The 15,490-nt window shown below is 35.4% G+C and carries 24 protein-coding genes and 2 pseudogenes; 12 read left to right on the forward strand and 14 right to left on the reverse strand.

The features are described from left to right. Positions 1 to 219: 219 nt before the first annotated feature. Complete coding sequence (locus DN393_RS16420) at positions 220 to 450, reverse strand: hypothetical protein (protein WP_064474494.1); 231 nt, start codon at positions 448 to 450, stop codon at positions 220 to 222. A gap of 11 nt (positions 451 to 461) precedes the next feature. Then, complete coding sequence (locus tag DN393_RS16425) at positions 462 to 758, reverse strand: DUF3986 family protein (protein ID WP_064474493.1); 297 nt, start codon at positions 756 to 758, stop codon at positions 462 to 464. A 120-nt stretch (positions 759 to 878) separates the two neighbouring features. Between DN393_RS16425 and DN393_RS16430 the strand changes: the two genes are divergently transcribed. From DN393_RS16430 to DN393_RS16440, 3 genes are read left to right on the forward strand one after another with little or no spacing between them, the layout of a single operon-like run. After that, positions 879 to 1,886 (forward strand): ABC transporter substrate-binding protein, encoded by a 1,008-nt coding sequence (locus tag DN393_RS16430; protein ID WP_064474492.1) that lies wholly within the window; start codon positions 879 to 881, stop codon positions 1,884 to 1,886. Between the two features lie 11 nt (positions 1,887 to 1,897). Continuing rightward, entirely contained in the window at positions 1,898 to 2,662 is a 765-nt protein-coding gene (locus DN393_RS16435) for an ABC transporter ATP-binding protein (protein WP_088047671.1), read from the forward strand. Next, the gene (locus DN393_RS16440; protein ID WP_064474490.1) at positions 2,655 to 3,461 is read left to right on the forward strand and encodes an ABC transporter permease; all 807 of its coding nucleotides are present in this window, start codon (positions 2,655 to 2,657) and stop codon (positions 3,459 to 3,461) included. Before DN393_RS16435 ends, DN393_RS16440 begins: the two co-directional genes overlap by 8 nt. Before the next feature lie 33 nt (positions 3,462 to 3,494). Here the strand turns inward: DN393_RS16440 and DN393_RS16445 are convergent, their stop codons facing one another. Then, positions 3,495 to 3,722 carry a hypothetical protein gene (locus DN393_RS16445; RefSeq protein ID WP_000849118.1) on the reverse strand — a complete coding sequence of 76 codons (228 nt, stop codon included), beginning with the start codon at positions 3,720 to 3,722 and terminating at the stop codon, positions 3,495 to 3,497. A gap of 236 nt (positions 3,723 to 3,958) precedes the next feature. After that, positions 3,959 to 5,056, reverse strand: coding sequence for a recombinase family protein (locus DN393_RS16450; protein WP_149173687.1), 1,098 nt, complete (start codon positions 5,054 to 5,056; stop codon positions 3,959 to 3,961). 90 nt (positions 5,057 to 5,146) lie between these two features. On the opposite strand from DN393_RS16450, the pseudogene DN393_RS16455 reads away from it, so the two are divergent. Beyond that, a pseudogene (locus DN393_RS16455) lies at positions 5,147 to 5,233 on the forward strand (HAD family hydrolase); the annotation flags it as partial. A 71-nt stretch (positions 5,234 to 5,304) separates the two neighbouring features. On the opposite strand, the gene DN393_RS16460 reads toward DN393_RS16455, so the two are convergent. From DN393_RS16460 to DN393_RS16470, 3 genes are all read right to left on the reverse strand, one after another. Beyond that, positions 5,305 to 5,841 carry a DUF3267 domain-containing protein gene (locus DN393_RS16460; protein WP_149173688.1) on the reverse strand — a complete coding sequence of 179 codons (537 nt, stop codon included), beginning with the start codon at positions 5,839 to 5,841 and terminating at the stop codon, positions 5,305 to 5,307. A gap of 112 nt (positions 5,842 to 5,953) precedes the next feature. Next, positions 5,954 to 6,433 (reverse strand): antimutator 8-oxo-(dGTP/GTP)ase, encoded by a 480-nt coding sequence (gene mutTA / locus DN393_RS16465; RefSeq protein WP_000276386.1) that lies wholly within the window; start codon positions 6,431 to 6,433, stop codon positions 5,954 to 5,956. 84 nt (positions 6,434 to 6,517) lie between these two features. Beyond that, positions 6,518 to 6,835, reverse strand: coding sequence for a hydrolase (locus tag DN393_RS16470; protein ID WP_149173689.1), 318 nt, complete (start codon positions 6,833 to 6,835; stop codon positions 6,518 to 6,520). Between the two features lie 83 nt (positions 6,836 to 6,918). Here DN393_RS16470 and ytzI point away from each other — a divergent pair, with 83 nt between their 5' ends. The 5 genes and pseudogenes from ytzI to DN393_RS16500 all read left to right on the forward strand — a co-directional run bounded on the left by ytzI (position 6,919) and on the right by DN393_RS16500 (position 8,262). Further along, positions 6,919 to 7,068 carry a YtzI protein gene (gene ytzI / locus DN393_RS16475; protein ID WP_000472802.1) on the forward strand — a complete coding sequence of 50 codons (150 nt, stop codon included), beginning with the start codon at positions 6,919 to 6,921 and terminating at the stop codon, positions 7,066 to 7,068. Between the two features lie 195 nt (positions 7,069 to 7,263). Next, a complete protein-coding gene (locus tag DN393_RS16485; RefSeq protein ID WP_064474486.1) occupies positions 7,264 to 7,494 on the forward strand; it encodes a YczI family protein in 231 nt (76 codons plus the stop codon). 29 nt (positions 7,495 to 7,523) lie between these two features. Then, positions 7,524 to 7,756 (forward strand): annotated as a pseudogene (locus tag DN393_RS16490) (DUF3953 domain-containing protein). A gap of 24 nt (positions 7,757 to 7,780) precedes the next feature. Beyond that, a complete protein-coding gene (locus tag DN393_RS16495) occupies positions 7,781 to 8,020 on the forward strand; it encodes a hypothetical protein (RefSeq protein WP_064474485.1) in 240 nt (79 codons plus the stop codon). A gap of 11 nt (positions 8,021 to 8,031) precedes the next feature. Then, complete coding sequence (locus tag DN393_RS16500; RefSeq protein WP_064474484.1) at positions 8,032 to 8,262, forward strand: YczI family protein; 231 nt, start codon at positions 8,032 to 8,034, stop codon at positions 8,260 to 8,262. 26 nt (positions 8,263 to 8,288) lie between these two features. Here the strand turns inward: DN393_RS16500 and DN393_RS16505 are convergent, their stop codons facing one another. The 4 genes from DN393_RS16505 to luxS form a co-directional block, all read right to left on the reverse strand. Next, entirely contained in the window at positions 8,289 to 8,603 is a 315-nt protein-coding gene (locus DN393_RS16505; protein ID WP_000312450.1) for a DMT family transporter, read from the reverse strand. Between the two features lies 1 nt (position 8,604). Next, complete coding sequence (locus DN393_RS32295) at positions 8,605 to 9,300, reverse strand: DMT family transporter (protein WP_081257152.1); 696 nt, start codon at positions 9,298 to 9,300, stop codon at positions 8,605 to 8,607. Then, complete coding sequence (locus DN393_RS16515) at positions 9,297 to 10,061, reverse strand: MerR family transcriptional regulator (RefSeq protein WP_064474482.1); 765 nt, start codon at positions 10,059 to 10,061, stop codon at positions 9,297 to 9,299. The genes DN393_RS32295 and DN393_RS16515 overlap by 4 nt, the downstream gene beginning before the upstream one ends. Before the next feature lie 128 nt (positions 10,062 to 10,189). Beyond that, on the reverse strand, positions 10,190 to 10,663 hold the full coding sequence (gene luxS, locus DN393_RS16520; RefSeq protein ID WP_001141371.1) for an S-ribosylhomocysteine lyase LuxS: 474 nt from the start codon (positions 10,661 to 10,663) through the stop codon (positions 10,190 to 10,192). Between the two features lie 128 nt (positions 10,664 to 10,791). Between luxS and yidD the strand changes: the two genes are divergently transcribed. After that, complete coding sequence (yidD, locus tag DN393_RS16525) at positions 10,792 to 11,028, forward strand: membrane protein insertion efficiency factor YidD (RefSeq protein WP_016085830.1); 237 nt, start codon at positions 10,792 to 10,794, stop codon at positions 11,026 to 11,028. On the opposite strand, the gene DN393_RS16530 is transcribed toward yidD, so the two are convergent. Further along, positions 11,025 to 11,588, reverse strand: coding sequence for a beta-class carbonic anhydrase (locus DN393_RS16530; RefSeq protein WP_000838167.1), 564 nt, complete (start codon positions 11,586 to 11,588; stop codon positions 11,025 to 11,027). The two genes, yidD and DN393_RS16530, sit on opposite strands and share 4 nt — an antisense overlap. 224 nt (positions 11,589 to 11,812) lie before the next feature. On the opposite strand from DN393_RS16530, the gene cydA reads away from it, so the two are divergent. Together cydA and cydB are read left to right on the forward strand one after the other, a co-directional pair. Beyond that, complete coding sequence (gene cydA / locus DN393_RS16535) at positions 11,813 to 13,162, forward strand: cytochrome ubiquinol oxidase subunit I (protein ID WP_046956116.1); 1,350 nt, start codon at positions 11,813 to 11,815, stop codon at positions 13,160 to 13,162. Continuing rightward, positions 13,152 to 14,180 (forward strand): cytochrome d ubiquinol oxidase subunit II, encoded by a 1,029-nt coding sequence (gene cydB, locus DN393_RS16540; protein WP_098110794.1) that lies wholly within the window; start codon positions 13,152 to 13,154, stop codon positions 14,178 to 14,180. Before cydA ends, cydB begins: the two co-directional genes overlap by 11 nt. 165 nt (positions 14,181 to 14,345) lie before the next feature. On the opposite strand, the gene DN393_RS16545 is transcribed toward cydB, so the two are convergent. Continuing rightward, complete coding sequence (locus DN393_RS16545; protein WP_033657613.1) at positions 14,346 to 14,579, reverse strand: spore germination protein; 234 nt, start codon at positions 14,577 to 14,579, stop codon at positions 14,346 to 14,348. Positions 14,580 to 14,661: 82 nt separating this feature from the next. Beyond that, complete coding sequence (locus DN393_RS16550) at positions 14,662 to 15,468, reverse strand: S-layer homology domain-containing protein (protein WP_064474479.1); 807 nt, start codon at positions 15,466 to 15,468, stop codon at positions 14,662 to 14,664. Positions 15,469 to 15,490: the final 22 nt, after the last annotated feature.

A 15,490-nucleotide genomic window follows, 5' to 3' on the forward strand; every position in this document is an offset into this window, starting at 1 on the left:
CTATGTGCTTGTAATATACACATGTATCCTTAATTTCCCCTTAAAAATACAGTGAAATTTTAATAAGCCCGAACCATTCAGGATTGAACGGGATAAAACTTCTTCGCTCTATATTCTAACAGCATAAATGAACTATGCTTCACAAAATTATTACCATAAAAAAAGAACCTACCAACACTGACAGGTTCTCCTTCATTCTAACAGACATGAGCATATGTATTATATAAGAGAAGACATCCATACTTTCCATATAATACATACAAGTACGATAACTACAAAATCAAAAAGATCTAATCTCGGGCCCTTCTTCATATTCATCTCTAGCCACATATGAATCCATTTTATTTTTGTATATTTTTGAATGTTTTTCTTTGCAAATCGATAAACGAGTACTTGCATAATAAAAAATCCGATTACGAAAATGAACAAGAAAATGAGAAAATCGACCACAAAATTCCTCCCTATTTTTGCAGCGATTTTTCTACTATTTGATTTCTCAAAACCCACTCTTCAAATTGAGCACTTCCGAATTCCCAGCTAAGATCACGAGCATGTACAGAAAAAACGTAATGACCAGCATATTCGTCCATAAATCTACCTGTCTCGATCTCATCTTTCTGAAGACCATATGTCCCAAAATTAAAATACACATCCCACACGTCTTCATTCTTCCGCTTATAAGCAATCGATTCCATATCACATTCTGTTCCGAAATAATCAAGATGTAAATGTACGCTATCATCATATTCGTAATCCATTTTATCACCCCTTATATTTGTACTTCTTTATCACCCAAAAAATTCCTGCTATCCACACTCACATATGGGCACTTACCTACATATCATGCTTGTAGAGTGACTTCTAGGAGGTGTCATATAGTGAAAAAATTAATAGCTGTTTTTTGCATCATGTTACTAGCTGTTTTCACATTTGCTGCTTGCAGTAGTAAAAAGGAAGGTACGAAAGAACAAACGCAAAACATTCGCATCGGCGAAGTTACCCATTCTCTCTTCTACGCCCCGTTATATGTCGGGATTGAAAAAGGATTTTTTAAAGATGAAGGATTAAATATTGACCTCCAAACAACAGCTGGCGGAGATAAAACGATGACCGCCCTATTATCTGGCGGAATTGATATTGCTCTCGTCGGTTCTGAAACGTCTATTTACGTTCATCAACAAGGTGCAAAAGACCCTATCATTAACTTCGCACAACTTACACAAACAGACGGAACATTTTTAGTTTCGCGTAAAAAATTAGACTCTTTTAATTGGAATGACGTAAAAGGTGTTACGTTTTTAGGACAGCGTAAAGGCGGCATGCCGCAAATGGTTGGAGAATACGTTTTAAAGAAAAATGGCATTGATCCTCACAAAGATACAAACTTAATTCAAAACATCGAATTTGCTAACATTGCAAGTGCCTTTGCATCTGGTACTGGGGAATTTGTACAGCTCTTTGAACCGACTGCAAGTATATTCGAAAAAGAAGGAAAAGGGTTTATCGTCGCTTCGTTCGGAAATGAATCTGGAACTGTTCCGTATACAACGTTCATGGCAAAAGAAAGCTTCTTAAAGAAAGATAAAGATGCTGCTGAAAAATTCACACGTGCGCTCTATAAAGCACAACAATGGGTTGATACACATAGTCCAGAGGAGATTGCTGATGTCGTTTCTCCGTTATTTAAAGACACTTCAAAGGACATTACAGTAAAAGTAATTGAACGTTATAAAAAGCAACATTCTTATGCGACAAATCCGCTATTAGATGCTGAAGAATGGAAACAGCTCCAAACGATTATGAAAGAAGCTGGCGAATTACAAAAAGAAGTTCCACATGAAGCGCTCGTCAATACAAAAATTGCCGAAAGCGTTATTAAGAAATAGAGGCGAAGTGTATGAGTTTTTTACAAATACGTAACGTTTCTCACTGCTTTTTCGCAAAAGAGAATGCTAAATTGATTCTCGAAGACATGAGTTTACAAGTGGAAGAAGGCGAATTTATTTCTATACTCGGTCCAAGTGGTTGCGGCAAAACAACACTCCTCTCCATTATTGCCGGGTTACTTGATCCAATTGAAGGCATCGTCTTTTTAGATGGTGAGCCTATTACAACAAAAACTTCATCTATGGGGTATATGCTGCAGCAAGATTACTTGTTCCCTTGGAAAACAATTGAAGAAAATATTATGCTTGGACTTCACACTCGAAAAATTTACAATGAACAGACGAAAAAACATACTTTACAACTTTTAAAGCAAGTCGGTCTACATGATGTAGAAGAGCAATACCCTCGTGAACTGTCCGGCGGTATGCGTCAACGTGCCGCTCTCGTTCGAACGTTAGCGACCGATCCGAAAATTTTATTGCTAGATGAACCTTTTTCAGCTCTCGATTATCAAACGAAGTTGAAACTAGAAAATCTCGTCTTCACATTATTACGTAACTATAAAAAAACATCACTACTTGTCACACACGATATTGAAGAAGCCATTGCGATGAGTGATCGTATTTATTTACTACAAGCGAATCCTGGAAAAATTGCAAAAACATTTATCGTCCCAGAAAGCATCCGTTCCTTATCACCGTTAGAATCACGCCACCACCATGACTTCCCATCCCTCTTCCAAGATATATGGAAGGAGCTGGAGCGACTTGGATAATATAAAGCAACTACATGAACAGTTTCGGAAGAAAGAACGTAGGCGCGCATGGTTAGCACGCTCACTGCAGCTTTTACTGCTCATTCTTTTCTTTTCACTATGGGAAATAGCTAGCAAAAAAGAGTGGATTGATCCTTTACTCTTTAGCTCTCCTTCAAGCATTTGGGATCTCTTCCTTAGTAAATGGATTGACGGTTCGCTTTGGGTTCACATATGGACGACATTACTTGAAACAGGAGTAGGCTTCATTCTTGGAACAGTGCTCGGTGCTATTATCGCTACTTTTCTTTGGTGGATGCCACTTCTCGCTCGCGTGCTCGACCCCTATCTCGTCGTCCTAAACGCCATGCCAAAAGTGGCACTTGGACCTATTATCATTGTAATCTTCGGTCCAAATATTTCTTCGTCGATTGCAATGGGGGTAATCATTTCCATTATCATTACCATTCTCGTTATTTACAGCGCATTTCAAGAAGTCGATTCTAACTATATAAAAGTGATGGACACATTTGGCGCGAATAAATGGCAATGTTATAAGCAAGTCGTTCTCCCTGCATCCTTCCCAGCAATTATTTCAACGTTAAAAGTGAACGTTGGTTTATCATGGGTCGGTGTTATATTCGGCGAACTTCTCGTCTCTAAACAAGGTCTTGGCTACTTAATTAGCTACGGATTCCAAGTATTTAATTTCACGCTCGTCTTACTGAGCGTACTACTCACCTGTGTCCTCGCAACACTTATGTATGTGTTTGTTGAGGCATTTGAAAAACTTCTAATTGGAAAACGAAAAAGAAGCTGACTTAGGACGATAGACTATAGTCAGCTTCTTTCTTTACCTTTTATCACACATCTTTGTTTCATTTGTAACGTTTCCATCCGCAACCGTAACTGTATGGAAACAATCTTTCACACGTACTGTAACGACATTTTCTTTTCGATCTATTACATGATAATCATCATACTTTTTATTTAATGCACTACGAATTTGCTCTCCTTCAAAAATCGGAAAACCGTGAGACATTACCCAAATGAGACCAGCAACCGCAAGAATCGTTTTCATACGTTTCATTACCTCCTTGAGAGTAAACTTATAGTCCCTACAATATGCGCATTATAATTGTGTCTAATTTGTGACATTTTTATACTAATTCTCTTTTAAAGCTTCAGTTCCTTCTTCTTTTTTACAAAAAGACAGAATTTTCAATTTTATCAACATAAAAAAACGCAAAGAACTAAAATTCTTTACGTTTTATTGGCAAAAATATATACCTCTCATTATTGTCATTGTCCGCTTTGTTACTCTATCGTTTTCGAAACATCATATAACCCCGACAACACTTCCGCTCTCATTTTTACAAGCTCAGGGAACTGATAGAAGAACGCAATTTTTTTATACTTTAACTCCGATCCTTCTTTCACCTTTTTTGAATCTTGCAAAATAAATGCTGTAAACGTATCTGCAATATCTTCCGCTACATTTGTCGTTCCATACTGTGATACAAACTCATCATGCTTTTCTTTAAAAAATTCAATTTGAGTTTCTTCACTTTCTTCCACTTTCTTTTCTGTCCACTCCTGCTCAATGTCCTTCCAGAAAGAGTTATAAAATTGATTAATATAAGATTTTTCCTTCGCACATCCCTCTTGTAAGAAAAGAGTTTCACAGTTATTTCGGTATGTTGAAATATCTTTATCTTCTTCAAAATCCTTTACATACTTTTCATCTACTGGTATTTGCTTATACCCGAGCGTCAACACGTGAGCCGTCTCATGAATTAATGTTTTCATCACTTCATCGATATTTACCGCCGAATCAAGCGTATCTAAGCTAAGAATCCAATCTTTCGGATTCTCCATACTAGGCATAACGTGAGCAACAACACCGTCATAACCGTCCGTTATTAAATCAAATTCTGTTATATTCCCGCGATATTGAGCTGGAATGAGAGTACGATACATATCCCATAAGTCTTCATGATACCCTCTATCTTGACGCTGTTGTAGCACCTCTTCTTTCGCTTTTTTATCTTCAGCGAATACTTTATTTAAACGTTTTCGTTCTATTTTTTCAAAATAAGGATCTACAATTTCATCACCATCAATATAATAAGAAGCTAAAAAGAAATAATTTTCGTCATCCTCTTTTTTCTGCTCTGCCCCTTTCATATCCGCATTTTCATGCTCTTCTATATCATAATCTTCTACTGCTTCAAGCTCAGATAATCCATCTATTTTTTCATATACTTTTTGAAGTTTATTATCTCCTATTTCCACGCATTCTTCTTCTGTTTTACAAACTTCTTTTTCCTTCACACTCTTCATAGAACTATCGCATCCTGCTATTAAACCAATTGCGACGATAACCCCTACTAACTTGCCATACAGTCTCTTCATATAAACCTCCGTCGTTCCATTCTACAAAAATATCATAATCAATTTCTAACGAATATGCGATACTTAATTAAATAAACTGTAAGGGGGGCCATGATTCGAGCAGTCTTCTTCGACTTAGATGGAACATTAGTAGATCGGCGCCAATCTCTAGAAAATTATATTAGCGATTTTTACAATATATCGACTTACCGACAAAAGCTGACAAACAAAAAAGAGGCCGTTTTTCAAAAACGCCTCCTCTTCCTTTATTATTCATATACTGTAAACTGCGGTTTACTCGGATGATCTTTAACTTGCGCATCCTCTGGAAACTTTGATACTTTTTGATATAGAGCAATGTCACCGATACAACCTGCTGTTAGTAAAATCCCTAAAAATGAGATGGATTGCACGTTCGTAGCTAACCCAATTACAATTGGCAAAATTCCAGTTGGTAAAAACGGCAGCATTAACACTTTCTTCATTTGCTTTACTGTAATCGCCTGTTTAGAATGAGCATATGCAACACCTAATTTCCAATTAACGCCCCATTTCAGTTCACTCCATGGAACGCCTCCGATATAGCGAAACCCTATTAAATGTATCGCTTCATGAATACAAACGAGAACAATCATTGTGATAATAAAAAGAAACAGGGTTGGTAACGTAATTTCAATTTGAAACCCACCTGAAAGAAGTGAATGTAAAAAACTAACTCCAATCGCCAGAGCGAATGCTATACAACATGAATAGAAATTTAATTTAACCATCGAAACAGTAATAGTCGTTTCTTTACTTTTATGCATCTTTCCCCTCCTAAAACGCAAATATATCTTTACAAAATTGTATAATATACCCAAAATGATGTAAATATATATTTACATTTATTCTTGCACACAAAAAAAGAAACCGGCCACTTTACTTCGTAAAACAGCCGATTTCTTCTATATGTTTCATCGTGCGCGCCAGTACATCGTCACGCATTATAAAGCTAAATTTTCTATCCGTTTTAATATTGTCAGGAATGTCTGTTAATAAAACAGATCCTTTCGTTTCTTCGTAATGCGTATGTTCTTCTACCGCACTAATTGTTGCAAAATAAATGTTTTTAATGATTATTTTGTCTTTTCCAGATACTTTATATTGTCCTAAGTAAGTTAAATCAGAAACTATGCCGCCAGTTTCTTCATGAACCTCTCGAACTGCCGCTTCTTCCGGTGTTTCCCCTAGTTCTACTTTACCACCTGGAAATTCAAGACCGCGACGTAAATGATGCGTTAATAACCATTGATCCCCGTACCGGCATACAACCCAAACATGCTTTGGCTCAGGAGAAAATGGATAACGTTCAAACGATAATTGTACAGTGTTGTGGTAATAATCTTTAAATTTGTACATGCCATTACTCCCCTATTGATGGTTACAAGTTTTTCCTACCACAAATTGTAGCATATTCTCGCTTTTCTGCATAATATTATCCAATTACAATCCATTGATTATTCCCATTTGCGCGACTAATTCTTTCGTCTCATGATTTCCTAAATCGTAAATCATTTTATATGCTTTTTGTAGTTGTTCATCATATCGGTCATTATTCGAATCGTGATGATACTCAACAAATGGAACGTGAGAACGTAAAAATGAACCTAAATCCTCTACATATGCTTGATCAAAGTACTCTCTTAACTCCGTAATTTCCTCATCACTTGCGGAAACCTCAAAATTATACGTATCCGCCGTCTTCACTTGCGAAATTTGACCGTTTCCTATTGATATATAATATGTTTTTTTCGTCTCCATGTAACACCCTTCTTTCATCCTTTTAATTTCTATTGTTTTCATCAATTACAAAATTATGTAAAATAAAGAAAAGGAGGGATTCCATGTTCAAAATATTAATTATCGGTATTATAATCGTCCTAGTCATACTAGTACTCTCCGTCATGACAATTAATAAAGGCTACGCTTATAAACATTCTGTTGATAAGCCAGAAGATAACCCTTATACAAAAAACAGCAAGAAGAATTCATAATACGCTTCATATACTACTTATTTTAGCCCACATCATATTCAGTATTCGTTTACTGGCAGGTCAACATAACTTTCTACTACTTTCACAATTTCTATTAGGGACTTTACTGTTTCTTATTACCATTGAACAAATAAGGAAAAAGGCTTCATTTTGATTGTTCTCATTATCAACTATATAAAATAACTGGAGGTATATATGCTAAAAGGGATACAGATTACTTTTTCACTTATCGCTTTATGTATAGCAATCTATGGATTTTTTACTGGCAATAGAGAAATGATGCCTTATATGTTCTTTTTCTTAGGATTAATGGCTTTCACTGTAGCGCTAGGAGAAATAAAAAAACATAGACAATCTAGCAGCATACTTGCTTTCATAGCTGGAGCCGGTGCTTTATTTCTTAGCTTCTCAGAACTATTTCGGTAAATAATTTATTTAAAAAGGTGGAGATTTGTATGCTAAAAACCTTTCGCATTATATCCGTCTTGTCGTCATCGTTCTCGCCCTATCCGTAATATTTACAAACGCACTTGTTACAATGCCTTATATGCTCATCGCCTTATCTATTATGACCTTCATCCTGAGCGCAGAAGAAAAACAGAAACAAAAGAAAGTACATAGTACACTCTCCTTCTTTTCTGGCGTATTCACTTTAAGCGTTGCTATTATAATTTTTGTCTCTCAATAACTATCTTTCTACTAGGAGGTTAAAGTGCATATAAGAAAATTACAGCTAACCATCGTTTTTATTACTTTGATCTTATGTTTATACAGCACATTTACAATGAACTTTCAAACCTTTTCACCTATCATTTTGTTCCTCTTTAGTTTATATGGCATTTTAGTAGGAATTGAGACGATTCAAAAACAACAAAAACAAATTGGAGCTATTAGCATCGGTTTAAGTCTTTTTACGATTGTTTTTGTTATTCCATTTATAATGTTCTTTTAAAGGAGGATTATATGTTTAAAAACATTCGAATTATAATAGCTACTATCGCTCTTATTCTCGCCCTATTTAGCTTCTTCGCAAATATCCCTATGCTTTTACCCTACGTTTTTATCCTTTTGAGTATTATGTTTATCCTTTTTGGAATCGATGAAATAAAAGAGCGGCAAAAAGCAAAAGCATTTGTTTATTTTCTCGGTTCTGCCTTTATTTTATATGTTGGGGTGTCTAGTATACTTTCATAAAAAAGAAGAGCATGTTTTGCTCTTCTTTAACTCACCATTTTCAACCCAATAATCGTCCCCATAATTCCAACGATACAAATAATCCGAAAAGCATTTTTCGGCTCTTGAAAGAATAAAATACCGACAACTGCTGCCCCGAGCGTCCCAATCCCAGTCCAAACTGCATATGCAATTGATAACTGAATTTCTTGGAGTGCCATCGTTAAAAATTGAAAACTAATAATAAATCCACCTATTAAAATAATATTATTCGTCCAATTATTATCTTTTGCTACTTTCTTTATCCCAATTACACCGACAATTTCAAAAAGCCCAGCTATAATTAAATACATCCACGCCATTTTATTTCACCTCTTCCTTGTCACCACTAAATTTCAATCCGATAATAAATAGTGCTAATAAACAAACAAGGAAAATTTTAATAAATGAGAACGGCTCTTTAAAATATAAAATATCTACTACTATCGTTCCCACTGTCCCAATTCCAGTAAATACTGCATATGCCGTTCCAATTGGGATTCTTTTAGTTGCTTCAATTAATAGATGAAAACTAACTAAAATTGCAATAAGTGTCAAAATACTCATCGAATTTGTTTTTAATCCCGTTGCCCAATATATTTCGATTAAGCCTCCAAATACTAAATACAGCCACGCCCTATTTGTACTAATCTCCTTTTTCTTTTTCACTTCTTCTTTTACCTCTTGTCGTATTTCTTGTTTTGAAGAGCTACGTTTCTTTTTTGGAAAAAGAATGTAGGACATCGCCCATATAAAATGAATCATAAGTACCGATGTCCAAACACTGATAATGGTATTAATAGTTTCATTTTTATAAAAGCCTATTTGTTTATTCAAAATCCATTCTTTCATATGAAGAATATAAGATCCACTTGGTAACTCTTGAGCTGGTACAAGCCCTATTAGAAAAATAAATAAAAGCTGCGCAAGAATGAAAATGCCCACATGTTTACAAAAGTATTGCCGCTCTAATCGTGCGTGCTCCTTTCCATATAGCTTCTCTTTTTGCATAGCTGTCATTTATCTTCCTCCTTTTTCAAATAATAATCTACCATTTCATCTATATACTTCATTGTTTCCGAATCAAGTCCATATACTTTTGCAATCTCCCCCTCTTCAGGTCTAATTAATTCCCAATACTTATTTATTAATTGTTCATCTTCTTGAAATATATGCATGGAAAAAGCCACTACTTTCTCCGCCAATTGTTGAACTTCTGGTGAATCTACTGGTTCATTTATACGCTCGCGAATTTCTCTTAATACTTGCAGCCACTCTTTCGTTCTTTTATCGTTTTCTTCAAATGTTGGTAAGCCCTGAATAATCTGCTGCTCTTCCTCATTAAAATATCTTTTCCAAAATTTCTCCCTCTGATCAATTCCCTGTACTGATTTTATAAATAACATTAAATCTTCTGTTCTAAGCTCTCCTGTTAATTCAATGGAATGAAATGTTGTATATAGTAGCTTTTCTAAATCCTGTAATCTTTTTACTTCCCCTTGTATTGTTTGAATTTCATTTTGAATCGCATTCTTCCATCTTTCTTCTTCTGAAATCCCCTTTGCTTCTTTTAATACTCCTTTTATTTCTGAAAGCTTAAAACCAAGCTTTTTAAAAGTTGTGATTTGCTGCAATGTAATTACATCATCTTTTGAATAGTAACGATATCCTGAGTCAGCAACATAAGACGGTCTTAACAATCCAATTTCCTCATAATATCTAAGTGTTCTCGTCGTTACATTCGTTTCTTTTGAAATTTCGCCAATGCTATACTTATCCATCATTTCCTCCCTTTACTTACTTTATTTATCCCTACTATAAACTTTGACGTATACGTTAAAGTCAATACTCTTCATAACATACATTTCTACAAATAAAAAAACTGCCCTTTCACAGGCAGTTTTTCTTTCTATCCAAACACTTTCTCAAGTTCATCTTTATCTTGGCTTAACCAGAAGTTCATTAAGCGTTGAGCTCCTTCTAAGTCGTGAAGCTTCGCTTGACCACATTGTGTTTCATTTGCAGCTGGAATTTCTGTAATTTGAACCGCATCTTTTAATGTTAGTTCTAATAAATCAATAATTTCTCGAACCGTTGGTGTTCCGCTTACTACAAGATAATATCCTGTTTGGCAGCCCATTGGTGAAATATCGATAATATCAAAATGCGGATAACGATCAATATATTTACGTAAATTAAATGCTAATAAATGTTCTAACGTATGAATAACATCTGGTTTCATTGCTTGTTTATTCGGTTGGCAAAAACGAATATCAAATTTATTTACAATACCGTCACTTCCTACGTTGTGAACTCCGCAATGTCTTACATAAGGCGCCTTTACAATCGTATGATCTAATTCAAAGCTTTCTACTGATGGCATACAACATCTCTCCCGCTTTTAATTTAATTCCGTTATATCCAATATGATATAACGGAAATCAACATTAGTAAAGTATTATGTACAGTCGTGCTATAATACTTTAAGACTATGCGGAAAAGGAGACCATTATGAAACAGATTTTTATTGGGATTATACGCTTCTATCAAAAATTCATTTCTCCAATGACACCACCAACGTGCCGCTTTTATCCAACTTGCTCGCATTATGGATTAGAAGCATTTCAAAAACATGGTGCCCTAAAAGGTTTTTTGCTAACTTGTAAGCGGATATTAAAATGTCACCCTTTCCACCCGGGAGGATTTGATCCTGTCCCAGATAAAAAGGATGACAAAGTAAATTCTTAATTATCGTAACCATTCACAACTAAATCTAATTTTCCTGTGTCAGGATCTATAACAAGACCGTGAACAGGTACTTCTTCAGGAAGTAATGGATGGTTGCGAAGTATTGATACGCTATGTTCTACACTTTCTTCTACACTAGAGAATCCTTGTAGGAATCTTTCTAAATCGATTCCAGAATAACGAAGTGTATCTAATTTCTCTTCTGTGATACCGCGCTCTTTCATCTTCTCGATTGTACTGCTCGCTTGAATTTTAGCCATACCGCAATCATGGTGGCCAACTACACAAACTTCATCAGCACCAAGTTCGTATACAGCAACTAAAATACTACGCATAATACTTCCGAACGGATGGGAAATAACAGCGCCTGCTACTTTAATAATTTTCACATCACCGTTACGCATATTCATCGCTTTCGGTAATAATTCAACAAGACGAGTATCCATACAAGAGATAATTACCATCTTTTTGTTTGGAAATTTACCTGTTTCGTATTCTTCATATTTTTTTTCTTCAACAAATTTTTCATTGTATTGTAAAATCTCTTCTAATGACTTCATAGTAAAGAACCCTCTTTTCTCTCATTTACATTACTTATATAGTGTACCAAAATTTAAAAAACTCAAAAAGGATATTGCTTTATAGTAAAAATAAGATATTTTCAGATAACCGACATAATTCTTTCAAAATATACACACACCTTTGTAACAAGTCCCCCCTATTTAAAACGTTTTTTCACTATAAACTGATTGTAGATAATGTAAAAAAGGAGTGAATATTTATTATGTCCGACGTTCTGTTACTGAGTCGTTTTCAATTTGCAATTACTATTTTTTATCACTTTTTATTTGTACCTTTGACAATCGGACTTGTTATTTTAGTAGCATGTATGGAAACTCAATACGCCCGCACATTGAATCCAACATACCGCAAAATGGCAAATTTCTGGGGTAAATTATTTACAATTAACTTCGTAATGGGGATTATAACTGGGATTACGATGGAATTCCAATTTGGAACAAACTGGTCTGAGTACTCCAAATATATGGGAGATATTTTCGGATCACCTCTCGCAATCGAAGCACTCGTTGCCTTCTTCTTAGAATCTACTTTCATGGGAATATGGTTATTCGGTAAAGACAAAATTTCACCAAAGTTCCGTGCCTTCTGTATGTGGATGGTTGCACTTGGAACAAATATTTCCGCCCTTTGGATTATTACAGCAAACGGCTTTATGCAAAACCCTGTTGGCTACGTCGTACGTAACGGCCGCGCTGAATTAAATGATTTCTGGGCACTTGTGACAAATCCATATGCTTGGAACATGTTCTTCCATACTGTAATTGGTTGTTATATCGTTGGTGCTTTCTTCGTTATGGCAATTAGTGCCTATCATTTATTACGCAAAAATGAAGTTGAATTCTTCAAAAAATCATTTAAGTTTGGTTTAATGTTAGGTTTATTCGCTGCAACTGTTACACCGTTTATGGGTCATCAGTCTGGTGTATCAGCAGCTAAATATCAACCAGCAAAAGGAGCTGCGATGGAAGCGGTTTGGGAAACTGGAAAAGGACAAGGCTTCTCGATTGTTCAAATTCCTGATGTGAAAAACGAAAAGAACTTTGAATTCCTTACGATTCCGAAACTAGGGAGTTTCTTCTATACAAACTCATTTGATGGCGAAATTGTTGGTTTAAAGGATATCCCGAAAGATGAACGTCCAAATGTTAACCTCGTGTACTATAGCTTCCGCTTAATGGTTGCACTTGGTATGTTCTTTATGGCATTAACTTGGTACGGTTTCTACTTAAACCGAAAAGGAAAACTAGAAAACTCAAAACGTTATTTAAAAATCACAATATGGTCGGTCTTACTACCATATATCGCAATTAACGCTGGTTGGATTGTTGCCGAAGTAGGTCGTCAACCATGGACAGTTTATAAACTAATGCGTACAGCAGAATCTGTATCACCTATATCTGTTCCACAAATTTGGTTCTCATTAATTAGTTTAATCTTGTTCTATACTTTACTTTTAATCGCAGACGTATACTTAATGCTAAAGTTCGCGAAAAAAGGACCAGCAGCATTAGAAGAACCTGCTACTGAAGGAGGTGCAGCTCATGTCTCATGATATGCTTGCAATCATCTGGTTTGGTTTATGGGGCGTGATTTGGACAGTTTACTTCATTCTTGATGGGTATGCACTTGGTAACGGAATGATTTTTCCTTTCGTTGCGAAAGACCGACAAGAACGAAATCAATTACAAGAAGCAATTGGCCCATTCTGGGGTGGTAATGAAGTATGGTTAATTACAGCTGGTGGCGCAACATTTGCTGCCTTCCCAGTCACGTATGCAAATATGTTTAGTTATTTATATACACCACTATTTTTAGTATTACTCGCACTGTTTGCTCGTGCTGCTGGACTTGAATTTATGCATAAAGACGATTCACCAATTTGGCAAAAAACTTGTAAATGGGCATTTACAATTGGTAGTTTCCTAATCGCCTTCTTATTCGGAGTTACGTTCGCTAACCTTTATTACGGACTACAAATCGGAAAAAATGGCTATGAAGGAAATTTACTTAGCTTATTAAATCATTACGGTATTTTAGGAGGTCTGTTCTTCACAGCTATATTCGTCGTATCTGGTGCCCTTTGGGTTATAATTAAAACGACTGGTGAAGTATCTGATCGTGCTTATAAAATCGCAAGACCATTTTCAATGGCAGCTGCTATTATTTTAGCTATTTTCTATGTAGCAACTGCAAATCGTACAAATTTATTCCAAAACTTCACAGAATATCCTGTACTATTCATTCTGCCAGTACTTGCAATGTTAATGAGTGTACTCGCACTTATTATGGTGTACAAACATAAAATCGGTCTTGCATTCACATTCGTTTGCTTAACAATCGCAATGTTTATGACAACTGGATTTGCAGGTATGTTCCCAAGAATGTTGCCATCTCGTATTAACGACGCTTATAGTACAACGTTATATAACGCAGCTGGTAGTCAATTAAACTTAAAAATTATGTTCTTCGTTGCAATGGTTATGGTACCAATTGTTATTGGATATCAACTTTGGAGCTACAGTATCTTTAAAAATAAAATTCATAAGGACTCTGCTAAAGGGTATCACTAAAATAAAAAAGACACTTCGTTTGAAGTGCCTTTTTTGTACGTATGATTTTTGATAAGATGTTATATTTCCAATCTAACAACTATAATACAGAAGAATCATGAACAGCTCACAGCTAGATTGTAGCACAGGGCAAGTTCATCATTTTATGCAATTTTACATATTTATCTATAAAGTAAACTGTATTCCTTGATCGTTCGCATCGCTATCCCTTACATCTGCTGTACTAATACCACTAAATGTTTGTACTTTTTTTCCTGTATTCGATGATCCTGATCCATTATAAGCTTTCGTTTTTTCAATCGGCTGCACGTTATATTTATCTCCTAAATTAATCGTTCCGTTACAGTTTTCAATAATAACGCCTTCCACAACTGATGGCATTTTGTCACCTACTTTCATTTCGTTACTTTTATTTTATGAGAATCGCCTAAAAAAATAGCATGTACAAATAAGAAAAAGCACTCAGACTGAGTGCTTTTTCTTATTTCCCTTTTTTATTTCTTTCACAAGCAATTCCATCGCCATCACGATCTAAATGCTTACCATAATACGGACTCTCTCTTGTAATATCATAATATCCAGCATCGTTTGCTTCTTTACAATTAGCAAAGCGTTTCGGATCCGGTTTTACTTCAGGCTTCACTTCTGGTTGTGGTTGTTTTGCTCCTGGTCTTTCTTCAAATGGTAACGTTGCATTATATAAGAACTGAACGTATTGCTCACGACTTACATGCATTTTAGGTGCGAATTTACCATCACCAGTTCCAGCCGTAATATAATTTGATTTTATTGCAGTAATCGCAGGATTCGCCCATCCATTTCTATCTACATCCGGGAAATTATGATCCCCTCTTATTTGCAATTGGAATCCCCTTGTCAAAATTTGTGCCATTTCTTCACGAGTTAACGAATCTTTCGGTCTAAATTTTCCTGTGTTATCTCCAACGAATACACCCATCTCTGTTAAAGCAAGAATCTCTTTTTTAAACATAGTTGAACGATCCGTAACATCTTTATACGGATTGTTATACTGTTCTTTTACTGTCGGTTTTAAATGACGGAACATAAGAGCTGCAACTTGCTCACGTGTTACATCATCACCAAATCCAAAAATCCCATTTCCGTATCCAGCAACAACGTTTTTATTTGCTAAATCCATAATTGCTTTATAAGACCAATGATTGTTTGGAACATCTTTAAAATCTGCACTTGCCTGTGCTGTTCCAATTGAAGTAAATGCTGTAGTTGCAACAATTGCACCTGTTAAAATTAATTTTTTAAATCCCATATTTGAGTCTCCTTCTCTTTCC

Source organism: Bacillus sp. BPN334 (assembly GCF_008368885.1).
Lineage (GTDB): Bacteria > Bacillota > Bacilli > Bacillales > Bacillaceae_G > Bacillus_A > Bacillus_A wiedmannii.